Genomic DNA, 10,676 nt, shown 5'->3' with positions numbered 1-10,676 from the left:
GACTCGACCCGACCCAGCGGACCGATCGCGGCAAAGGTCGGCACGCCCGAGAACAGGCGACGGGCGACGCGGGCGCAATCCTCGGGCGTCACCGCCTCGATCCGCTCGACCACCTCGTCAACCGTTACCGGACGGCCATAGACCGCGACCTGACGAGCCAGTTGCTCGCAGCGCGACGAGGTGCTTTCCAGGCTCATCAGGATCGACGCCTTCAACTGAGCGCGAGCCCGCTGAACCTCGATGTCGCGCACCCCTGATCCGACCTTGACGATTTCGTCGCACATCACCGGGATCAGTTCGGCAACCTCGTCCTCGCCGGTTCCGGCATAGACCCCGAACAGCCCGCCATCGTTGTAAGACGAAGCGAAGGTGTAGATCGAGTAGACCAGACCGCGCTTTTCCCGAACCTCCTGGAACAGGCGGCTCGACATCCCGCCACCCAGCAGGGTCGACAGCACCGAGGTGGCGTAATAATCGGGGTCTTCATAAGTGACGCCGTCAAAGCCGACGACGACATGGACCTGTTCGAGGTCGCGTTCCTCGCGGTAATCGCCGCCGCGATAGCGCGCCGCTTCGGTCGTTGCGGTGCGCGGCACGGGCAAGGCGCTGAAGGCGCGCTCGGCCGCCCCAACCAGCTTGTCGTGATCGATCCGCCCCGAGGCCGACAGCACCATCGCCGGAGCCGAGTAATGCTCGCGCATATAGCCCAGCACCGTCTCGCGGGTCATCCCGCGCACCACCTCTTCGGTCCCCAGCACGGCGCGCCCCAACGACTGGTCGGGATAAGCGGTGGCCTGGAAATGGTCGAAGATAATGTCGTCGGGCGTGTCGATCGCCTGATTGATCTCCTGGACCACCACCGCCTGCTCGCGGGCCAGTTCCTCGGGATCGAGCGTCGAGTGTTGGAGAATGTCGGCGATGATGTCGAGCGCCAGCCCGGCATCCTCTTTCAGAATCTTGGCGTAATAGGCGGTATGGTCGCGGGCGGTATAGGCGTTGAGATGGCCGCCGACCGCGTCCATCTCCTCGGCGATATCAAGCGCGGTCCGGCGCTCGGTCCCCTTGAACGCCATGTGTTCAAGCAGATGCGACACGCCGTTGACCGAAACCGGCTCGTGGCGGGTACCCGCCTCAACCCAGACACCCAGCGATACCGTTTCGACCGTGTCCATCGGATCGGTGACGACCCGCAACCCCGACGGGAGCAGAGTCTCGCGGATTTCGGCGCTCATGCGCGACCCCGGCCGACGAAGGTCCGCACCGCGTCCTTCACCGCCCCGGCATCGTTGGCGACCGTTTCGATCCGCTCGGGCCGTTCGAACAGATCGGCCAGATGCGGCGGCAAGCCGGGCCGGAAGCCGGTGGCCTGTTCGACCGCATCGGGGAATTTGGCGGGGTGGGCGGTGGCCAGCGCGACCATCGGCAGACCCGGCTCGACCACCGCCCGCGACCCGGCGGCAACACCGATCGCGGAATGGGGATCGAGGGTCTCGCCGGTCTGTTGCTTCAACCAGCGCATCGTCGCCAGCGTTTCGGCATCGTCGAAACGATAGGCCGAGAACACCGTCCGCATCGAGTCCCAGGCCCCCTGGGGTAGGCTCATCGTGCCGGTCTGACGGAACCCGGCCATCAAATCGGCAACCAGCGGGCCGTCCCCGTTCAAGACCAGCGACATCAACCGTTCGAAATTACTGGAAACCTGAATATCCATGCTGGGAGACAAGGTGGGGACGACGGTCCCAGACTGCATCACCCCGGTCTCGAAAAAGCGGGTCAGGATATCGTTGGTGTTCGAACCGACCACCAGCCGCGGGATCGGCAAGCCCATCAGCCGGGCGCAATACCCGGCGAAAACATTGCCGAAATTGCCGGTGGGGACCGAGAAACCAACCGGACGGTCCGGCGCGCCCAGCGACACCGCCGCCGCGAAGTAATAGACGATCTGGGCCATCACCCGGGCCCAATTGATCGAATTGACCGCCGAGAGGTGAACCTCGTCGCGGAAGGCGGCATCGGCGAACAGCGCCTTCACCAGATCCTGACAATCGTCGAAGGTCCCTTCGACCGCCAGATTGCGGACGTTGGAGGACAGCACCGTCGTCATCTGGCGACGCTGCACCTCGGACACCCGGCCCTTGGGATGAAGGATCAGGATATCGATTGCGGCGCGGTCACGGCAGGATTCGATCGCCGCCGAGCCGGTATCACCCGAGGTGGCCCCAACGATGGTCACCCGCTCGCCCCGATGGGTCAGCACGTAATCGAACAGCCGCCCGACCAGTTGCAGGGCGTAATCCTTGAACGCGAGCGTCGGGCCGTGGAACAGCTCCAGCACCCACTGATCGGTGCCGAACTGACGCAGCGGCGCGACCGCCGGATGGTTAAACCCGGCATAAGATTCGGCGCACAGGCGGGACAATTCGGGCAGGGCGACACTGCCGACCATGAACGGGCGCATCACCCGCGCCGCCAGTTCGGGATAGGATAAACCCCGCATCGCCCGAATTTCGGCGGGCGAGAAATGCGGCCACTCGCGCGGCAGATACAGACCGCCATCGCGGGCCAGACCCGCCAGCAACACGTCGTCGAAACCAAGAACCGGCGCGGAACCGCGCGTACTCACATAGTCCAAGGGGCAGCTCTCCGGGGAGGCATTACAAAGGGCGGTACACTAGCCAAGTTTTTCGGCAGTGTCACGAGGCGGCCGCGTCCAGCCCCCGCCAAACGGCGGCAAAGCCGGACGCGATCCACCTGGGATCAGCCGATCAGGCCGGTGGTCGGCGAAGACGGCGCGGCATAGGTCTTTTTCGGCATCCGTCCGGCCAGGAACGACAGCCGCCCGGCCTCGACCGCCAGCTTCATCGCCCGCGCCATCCGGATCGGGTCCTGAGCATGGGCGATCGCGGTGTTAAGCAGCACGCCGTCACAGCCGAGTTCCATCGCCACCGCCGCATCCGAAGCGGCACCAACACCGGCATCGACCAGCACCGGGACCGACACGCTGTCCTTGATGATCTTCAGGGTGATCGGGTTGAGAATACCCAGCCCCGACCCGATCAGCGAGCCGAGCGGCATGATCGCGACGCAGCCGAGATCGGCCAGCATCCGCGCCTGGATCGGATCGTCGGAACAGTAGACCATCACCTCGAAGCCGTCTTTGACTAGGGCCTCGGCGGCCTTCAGCGTCTCGGGCATGTTGGGATACAGCGTGGTCTGGTCGCCCAGAACCTCAAGCTTGACCAGATTCCAACCGCCCGCCTCGCGGGCCAGGCGCAGGGTCCGCACCGCGTCGTCGGCGGTGTAACAGCCCGCCGTGTTGGGCAGGAAGGTATACTTCTCCGGGCTGACGTAATCGACCAGCATCGGCTTGGACGGGTCGGTCAGATTGACCCGGCGCACCGCAACGGTAACGATTTCGGCACCGCTGGCCTCGATCGCCCGCGCCGTCTCCTCGAAATCCTTGTACTTGCCGGTGCCGACCAGCAGGCGCGAGGTAAAGCGCCGTCCGGCGACCAGGAACGAATCGTCGCTGTCGGCCACGCCATCGTTGCCACCGCCGATGAAGGCGACAATCTCGACCCGGTCGCCCTCGCCCAGGGCGGTATCGGCATAGGCCGATTTCGGCACGATATCGAGATTACGCTCCACCGCGACCTTGCGGGGATCGATGCCAAGCTGGGACAGGATGTCGGCGACGGTGGCCGGAGCGGCAAGCTCACGCGGCTCGCCGTTGATGGTCAGTTTCATGGGGGGACCCGATAGCAGGCTATGAAAACAAGGGGCGCAGTATGGAACGGCCCGCGCCCTCTTTCAACCCGACGAACGGGGGAATCCGCCGAGGGTCACTCCTGGCCCAGGCGCTGGGCGGCGCGGGCGTCGATTTCGCTCATCGCGGCCAGATAGGGGGCGGCGCTGGCGCGGATCGATTCGATCAGGGCCGGATCGGCCGTCGAAGGATGGCCACCACCGAACGGCGGCTCGGGCTGATATTCGAGTTGCAGCGACAATCGCCGCGCCACCTCGTCCCCGCGCAGCAGCGAGGCTAGGGTCAGCGCGAAATCGATCCCGGCGGTGACACCGCTGCCGGTGATCCGGTCGCGGTCGATCACGACACGGCGATCGGCGACGGGCTCGGCCCCGAACCGGGCCAGCCGCTCCAGCGACAGCCAGTGGGTGGTGGCACGATAGCCCGACAGCAGCCCCGCCGCCGCCAGCACCAGCGCCCCGGTACAGACCGAGGTGACATAGCGGCATTCCGGGGCACGACGGCGCAGGAAGCCCAGCAATGCCTCGTCCTCCATCGCCGCCAGATGGCCGGGGCCGCCCGGCACGCACAGCAGGTCGAGCGGCGGACAGACATCGTAGGTGGCGGTGGGGAACAGGGTCAGCCCGCACCCGGCCGATTCGACCGGCATCGGCCCGGCGGCGATCAGCAGACACAGGCAGTTGGGCAGGCGGGTCAGCACCTCCCACGGCCCGGCCAGATCAAGATGGGTCTGGTCCGGGAACAGAATGAACCCGGCCACCAACGGGACGTTTTCGTCTACGACCATCTGGCATCTCCCTGGATCAGGACAGGCGGCGATAGCGTCCTTCGGCGTCGGATTCGGCCAGCCCCAGCGCCACCAGCCGTTCCAGCCGTTCGAGGTTGGTATGGGTCCAGGCGACAATATCCTCGGCCTGGGCGCGGCGAGCCAGGGCGGCAACCGCCTCGAACGCACCATCCAGCATTTCGTACAGCCGCATGTCCCGGTCGGTCGGCAAGGTCGGCGGATTGGCTTCGACCCGCAGCCGGGCCAGGGTGATCATGTCGAGATCGAGCGGTGGATCGGGCGGCAGCGGCTGGGGCGGGCGCGGCAGGTTCAGCCCGAGCAGACCGCGCAGATCGTGCACCATGTTCAAAAGAGCCCGATGGTCGGATGGCGACCCGGGAAGGGTATAGCTGAACTGTCGGCCGTCATGCTCGAACACCAGCCGGGGATGCTTGCCCCCCCGCTCCACCTTGTAATGCTCGACCCCTGCCGCCTTCAACTCGCGGGTGATTGCCGCATCGAAATCCTTGCCGAGCCTCATTGCCTCTCCAACGCGATCAACCGATATGTCGAACGAGTATCCGCCCAAGCCGAAACAAGTCCAAGCACGTTCGTTATCCAAGATCGTTGCAAGGGCCGGTCCCCGTGTTATAAATCCGGCCATGGCGAAAGAGCGGGAGAAGGGGGACGTGTCATGAGCGCCGCCCCTGTCATCAGCATACTCAACGGTCCGAACCTCAACATGCTGGGAACCCGCCAGCCTGAGCTGTACGGTCGCGAGACCCTGTCCGATATCGAAACCCTGTGCCGCGGCCATGCCACGACGCTGGGGATGACGGTCGAGTTCCGTCAGAGTAATTACGAGGGCGAGCTGGTCACCTGGATTCAGCAGACGCGGGGACGGGCTGCCGGCCTGATCCTCAATGCCGGCGCCTATACGCATACTTCGGTCGCAATTCTCGACGCGCTTCTGGCCGCCGAGGTTCCGACCGTCGAAGTTCACCTGTCCAACATTCACCAGCGGGATTCGTTCCGCCACCACTCCTACGTGGCCCAGGCGGCCAAGGGGATGATCTGTGGCTTCGGCAGTCACGGCTATATCCTCGCACTCGACGCCCTGGCCCGGCTGATCAAGGGAAATTCGGAAAGATAATGGGCACCAACACCCCCATCGACAACGAATCGGTGCGCGCCCTCGCCGCCCTGCTCGACGAGACCAACCTCACCGAGATCGAATATGCCGTCGGCGACGTCCGCATCCGGGTGGCGAGAACCGCCCAGGCGGTGGCGTACCACCCCGCCCCGAGCCATACCGCTCTCCCCCAGGCCCAGCCTTCCGCTGCGGCGGCCTCCGACGCCGATGATCCCGGCGCGGTGACCTCACCGATGGTCGGCGTCACCTATATGGCCCCCGAACCCGGCGCGCCGAAGTTCGTCAATGCGGGTGACATCGTCTCGGAAGGTCAGACCGTGATGCTGATCGAGGCGATGAAGACCTTCAACCCGATCCGCGCTCCCCGCGCCGGTAAGGTCACCCGCATCCTGGTGACCGACGGCCAGCCGGTGGAATTCGGCGAACCTCTTCTGATCATCGAATAACGCGATGTTTGAAAAGGTCCTCATCGCCAATCGGGGCGAGATCGCGTTACGCATCCATCGCGCCTGCCGCGAGATGGGCATCCGTACCGTCGCCGTTCATTCCACCGCCGACACCGACGCCATGCATGTCCGCCTCGCCGACGAGGTGGTCTGTATCGGTCCGCCCCAGGCGCGGGAATCCTACCTCAACAAGGCCGCGATCCTGTCGGCCGCGACCATCACCGGGGCCGACGCGATTCACCCCGGCTATGGCTTCCTGTCGGAAAATGCCGATTTCGCCCAGATGGTCGAAGAGCACGGCATGGTCTTCATCGGCCCCTCGCCCGATCATATCCGACTGATGGGCGACAAGATCACCGCCAAGCAGGCGGCGAAGGCCGCCGGTCTGCCGGTGGTTCCCGGCTCCGAGGGCTCGATCGACACGGTCGAACAGGCGCTCGAGAATGGCGCGGCGATCGGCTATCCCGTGCTGATCAAGGCGACCGCCGGTGGCGGTGGCAAGGGCATGAAGGTCGCCCGCAACGCCGAAGAAATGGTCGAAGCGTGGAAGATGGCCCGCAATGAGGCCAAGGCCGCGTTCGGCAACGGCGACGTCTATATGGAAAAGTATCTCGGGCGGCCCCGCCATATCGAGATTCAGATCCTTGCCGACAATTACGGCAGCGTCGTTCATCTGGGCGAACGCGATTGCTCGTTGCAGCGCAAGCATCAGAAGGTGCTGGAGGAGGCTCCGTCTCCGGCGCTGAATGCCGACCAGCGGGAAAAGATCGGCCAGATCGCCTGCACCGCGATTGCCAAGCTCGGCTATCGTAATGCCGGCACGATCGAGTTCCTGTTCGAAAACGGCGAGTTCTATTTCATCGAAATGAACACCCGCCTTCAGGTCGAACACCCGATCACCGAGGGGATCACCGGTATCGATCTGGTCCGCGAACAGATTCGCATCGCCGCCGGGGCTCCGCTGGGCTACACCCAGTCTGAAGTCCGCTTTGCCGGGCACGCGATCGAATGCCGCATCAATGCCGAGGACCCGCAGAGCTTCGTGCCCTGTCCGGGCCGGATCGAGGGCTATCACTCCCCCGGCGGTCTGGGTGTCCGGGTCGATTCCGGTCTCTATTCCGGCTATCGCATCCCGCCGCACTACGACAGCATGATCGCCAAGCTGATCGTCCACGGCAATTCCCGTAACGAGGCGCTGATGCGTCTGCGTCGGGCGCTGGGCGAATACGTGATCGAAGGGGTGAAGACCACCCTGCCCCTGCACAACCGTCTGGTCCAGGATTCGGACTTCGTCAATGGCGATTACGATATCCACTGGCTGGAACGTTTCGTGGAACGGAACAACTAAGCTCCGTTCGCGTCCTACCATCCGGTCGCAAGTGTCGCCCTGACATTCGCGACCGGGTCGGTCGGGACGTTTCCCTTTGCCTACTCCCGGCCGCCCCCTTTTTCCCCTTCGCGCATACCGCAAATTCGGATAATCCTCTTTTAAGCGAGGATATCGCGATTGCTTGCTGCCCCGCGAAATCACGGTGGCGCGAGTTGGGAACATCCGTCCTGGAATGGAGAGAGGGGGAAATATGAATTTCAAATATCTGGCCATCGCGGTGCCCCTGGTGCTGGCGGCCTGTGCTGGCACCCAGCCGATTTACGACGTCCGGAACCATCCGATTCCGGCCCAGGCCCGTTCGCTCCCGCTTGATCGGATCGAATCGGCGATCGTCGATGCCGGTAAAACCCGCAATTGGCGGTTCGAGAGAGTGCGCCTTGGCGAGTTGCACGCCCGTCAGGAGCGTCCGTCTTACTACGCCGAACTGGCGATCACCTTCGACAACACGTCCTACAGCATCACCCGCTATTCCTCGTCCGGGATGAAGGAAACCGACACCGGAGAAATCAGCAGTCACTACAATATGTGGGTTAAGACGCTGGAGAAGGATATCGACATCCAACTCAGCAACGCGATGTTCTCACGGTAGTCGCCGCCGCCGACGAGGAATTCCGGCTCGATCCGGAATCCTCGTCGGGGTGTAGCCTGCGCCCAACCTCCTTACATATTGGGATAATTCGGGCCACCGCCGCCTTCCGGCACCGTCCAGGTGATGTTCTGGGTTGGGTCTTTGATGTCGCAAGTCTTGCAATGCAGGCAATTGGCCGCATTGATCTGCAAGCGGATGTGCGGCTCCTCACCGACCATTTCATAGACCCCGGCCGGGCAATAACGCTGCTCGGGTGAGTCGAAGCGGCGATGATTGACCGTGATCGGCACCAAGGGGTCGGCCAGCCGCAGGTGCGGCGGCTGGTTTTCCTCGTGATGGGTGTTGGAGACGAACACGCTCGACAGCCGGTCAAAACGCAGCACCCCATCGGGGCGAGGATAGTCGATGCGGCGGCTGGCCCCGGCCTCCTTCAGGCGGGAATGGTCGGCATGGTTGCCGAGCGTCCACGGCACTTTCCCATGCAACGCGCCGAACTCGACCGCGCTATAGGCCAGACCCGGCCACAAACCGCGATGGAACGAGGGGCGGACATTGCGGACCGCGTGCAGTTCCTGCCACAGCCAACTGTCCCGCAATGCCTGGGAATAGCCCAGGGCCTCGCGCCCCTCCCCTTTCAGCAACACCGCAATCGATTCGGCGGCGAGCATCCCCGATTTCATCGCGGCGTGGCTGCCCTTGACCTTGGCGACATTCAGGAAGCCTGCGGCATCGCCGACCAGCACCGCGCCCGGTACGGTCAGACGCGGCAGGGATTGCAAGCCCCCTTCGGACACGGCACGGGCACCATAGGCAATGCGGCGCCCCCCGGCGAAGATCGAGGCGATGGCGGGATGGGATTTGAAGCGCTGAAATTCCTCGAACGGCGACAGGAAGGGGTTGCGGTAATCAAGGCCGATCACGAACCCGACCGCGACCTGATTGTGATCGAGGTGATAGAGGAACGATCCGCCGTAGGTGCCCGCATCAAGCGGCCAGCCGATGGTGTGGGTAATGCTGCCGGTCTGGTGATGAGCCGGATCGATCTCCCACAATTCCTTGATGCCAAGGCCATAGGTCTGGGGATCGGCCTCGGCCCGGAGATCAAACCGCTCGGACAGGCTTTTCGACAGCGAGCCACGACAGCCTTCGGCCAGGATGGTCTGACGGCCCAGCAATTCGATTCCCGGGGTGAAATTGGGACCGGGCACCCCATCTTTGCCCACGCCCATATCGCCGGTGGCAACGCCCTTGACCGCGCCGTCCGCGTCATACAGCAATTCGGCGGCGGCGAATCCGGCATAGATTTCGACTCCCAGCGCCTCGGCCTGCCCCGCCAGCCAGCGGCACAGCGACGCCAGCGAAATGATGTAATTGCCGTGATTGCGCAAGGAGGGCGGCGTCGGCAGCCGCCGCGCCCGCTTCGCTGACAGCAGCAAAAAGCGGTCGTCGCCCGCCGGAACGGTCAGCGGCGCGCCACGCTCGCGCCAATCGGGCAGCAATTCGTCGAGCGCCCGAGGCTCAAACACCGCCCCGGACAGGATGTGGGCCCCGACCTCGGATCCTTTGTCGATCACACAGACCGACAGGGCCGGATCGCATTGCTTGAGACGGATCGCGGCGGCAAGGCCAGACGGGCCGGCTCCCACCACCACGACGTCAAACGCCATCGACTCGCGCTCGCTCATCTCCCAATCTCCGCAAGAATCCTAGGACAGACCCTGCCGAAGCTCCGGCAAAGCCTTGAACAGATCGGCGACCAGACCGTAATCGGCGACCTGGAAGATCGGGGCCTCTTCGTCCTTGTTGATCGCGACGATGACCTTCGAATCCTTCATGCCCGCCAGATGCTGGATCGCGCCGGAAATGCCGACGGCGATATAGAGATCGGGGGCGACGATCTTGCCGGTCTGGCCGACCTGGAAATCGTTGGGGACAAAGCCCGCATCGACGGCGGCGCGCGAAGCACCGACGGCGGCACCCAGCTTGTCGGCGATCGCTTCGAGCAGGTGGAAATTGTCGCCCGATTGCATACCGCGACCGCCCGAGATCACGATCCGGGCGCTGGTCAGTTCGGGCCGCTCCGACTTCGACAATTGGGCATCGATGAAGCGAGACGACGCGGGCAGGCCGGGCACCGCAACCGCTTCGGTCGCGGCGGCTCCGCCGGTCGCGGCGGCGGGTTCGAACCCGGTGGCGCGCACGGTGATGACCTTGATCGCGTCGGTCGAGCGCACCGTCGCCAGCGCGTTACCGGCATAGATCGGACGAACGAAGGTGTCGGGCGCGACCACCGCGACGATTTCCGACACCTGGGCGACGTCAAGCAACGCGGCGACGCGGGGCAGAACGTTCTTGCCGGTGGTGGTGGCGGCGGCCAGCACATGGCTGTAGGCGGGGGCCAGCGCGACGATCAGCGCCGCCAGCGGCTCGGCCAGCGGATGGGCCAACGCCTCGGACTCGGCCACCAGCACCTTGGCGACACCCGCGACCTGGGCGGCGGCGGCGGCAACCGGACCAACGCCCGATCCGGCGACCAGCAGATGGACATCGCCCCCCAGCCGGGCGG

At 64.6% G+C, this 10,676-nt stretch carries 11 protein-coding genes; 4 read left to right on the top strand and 7 right to left on the bottom strand.

Annotated features, from left to right (window positions below; genetic code table 11):
• From K678_RS15895 to K678_RS15875, 5 genes are all read right to left on the bottom strand, one after another.
• Nucleotides 1-1,232, bottom strand: a 1,232-nt coding sequence (locus K678_RS15895; protein WP_021133495.1) for a M16 family metallopeptidase, incomplete at its 3' end; no start/stop codon positions are given.
• A complete protein-coding gene (gene thrC, locus K678_RS15890) occupies nucleotides 1,229-2,632 on the bottom strand; it encodes a threonine synthase (protein WP_021133494.1) in 1,404 nt (467 codons plus the stop codon). The genes K678_RS15895 and thrC, both read right to left, overlap by 4 nt.
• A 125-nt stretch (nucleotides 2,633-2,757) precedes the next feature.
• Nucleotides 2,758-3,747, bottom strand: a complete 990-nt coding sequence (thiS, locus tag K678_RS15885) for a sulfur carrier protein ThiS (RefSeq protein WP_021133493.1) — start codon at nucleotides 3,745-3,747, stop codon at nucleotides 2,758-2,760.
• A gap of 95 nt (nucleotides 3,748-3,842) precedes the next feature.
• Nucleotides 3,843-4,553, bottom strand: coding sequence for a DJ-1/PfpI family protein (locus K678_RS15880; RefSeq protein WP_021133492.1), 711 nt, complete (start codon nucleotides 4,551-4,553; stop codon nucleotides 3,843-3,845).
• A 16-nt stretch (nucleotides 4,554-4,569) separates the two neighbouring features.
• Nucleotides 4,570-5,073: a hypothetical protein gene (locus K678_RS15875; protein WP_021133491.1), complete on the bottom strand. Its 504-nt coding sequence runs from the start codon at nucleotides 5,071-5,073 to the stop codon at nucleotides 4,570-4,572.
• Between the two features lie 153 nt (nucleotides 5,074-5,226).
• On the opposite strand from K678_RS15875, the gene aroQ reads away from it, so the two are divergent.
• From aroQ to K678_RS15855, 4 genes are all read left to right on the top strand, one after another.
• On the top strand, nucleotides 5,227-5,685 hold the full coding sequence (aroQ, locus tag K678_RS15870; protein WP_021133490.1) for a type II 3-dehydroquinate dehydratase: 459 nt from the start codon (nucleotides 5,227-5,229) through the stop codon (nucleotides 5,683-5,685).
• Complete coding sequence (locus tag K678_RS15865; protein WP_021133489.1) at nucleotides 5,685-6,131, top strand: acetyl-CoA carboxylase biotin carboxyl carrier protein; 447 nt, start codon at nucleotides 5,685-5,687, stop codon at nucleotides 6,129-6,131. The genes aroQ and K678_RS15865 overlap by 1 nt, the downstream gene beginning before the upstream one ends.
• 4 nt (nucleotides 6,132-6,135) lie before the next feature.
• Nucleotides 6,136-7,479 carry an acetyl-CoA carboxylase biotin carboxylase subunit gene (gene accC, locus K678_RS15860; RefSeq protein ID WP_021133488.1) on the top strand — a complete coding sequence of 448 codons (1,344 nt, stop codon included), beginning with the start codon at nucleotides 6,136-6,138 and terminating at the stop codon, nucleotides 7,477-7,479.
• Between the two features lie 232 nt (nucleotides 7,480-7,711).
• Nucleotides 7,712-8,110, top strand: coding sequence for a hypothetical protein (locus K678_RS15855; RefSeq protein ID WP_021133487.1), 399 nt, complete (start codon nucleotides 7,712-7,714; stop codon nucleotides 8,108-8,110).
• A gap of 71 nt (nucleotides 8,111-8,181) precedes the next feature.
• Here K678_RS15855 and K678_RS15850 read toward each other — a convergent pair whose 3' ends face one another.
• Both K678_RS15850 and K678_RS15845 read right to left on the bottom strand, forming a co-directional pair.
• Complete coding sequence (locus K678_RS15850) at nucleotides 8,182-9,795, bottom strand: electron transfer flavoprotein-ubiquinone oxidoreductase (protein ID WP_021133486.1); 1,614 nt, start codon at nucleotides 9,793-9,795, stop codon at nucleotides 8,182-8,184.
• A gap of 21 nt (nucleotides 9,796-9,816) precedes the next feature.
• The coding region (locus K678_RS15845) for an electron transfer flavoprotein subunit alpha/FixB family protein (RefSeq protein WP_021133485.1) at nucleotides 9,817-10,676 on the bottom strand (860 nt) is incomplete at its 5' end.

This window comes from Magnetospirillum fulvum MGU-K5, assembly GCF_000442515.1.
Classification (GTDB): domain Bacteria; phylum Pseudomonadota; class Alphaproteobacteria; order Rhodospirillales; family Magnetospirillaceae; genus Phaeospirillum; species Phaeospirillum fulvum_B.
This window is presented reverse-complemented; position numbering and strand designations above follow the sequence as displayed.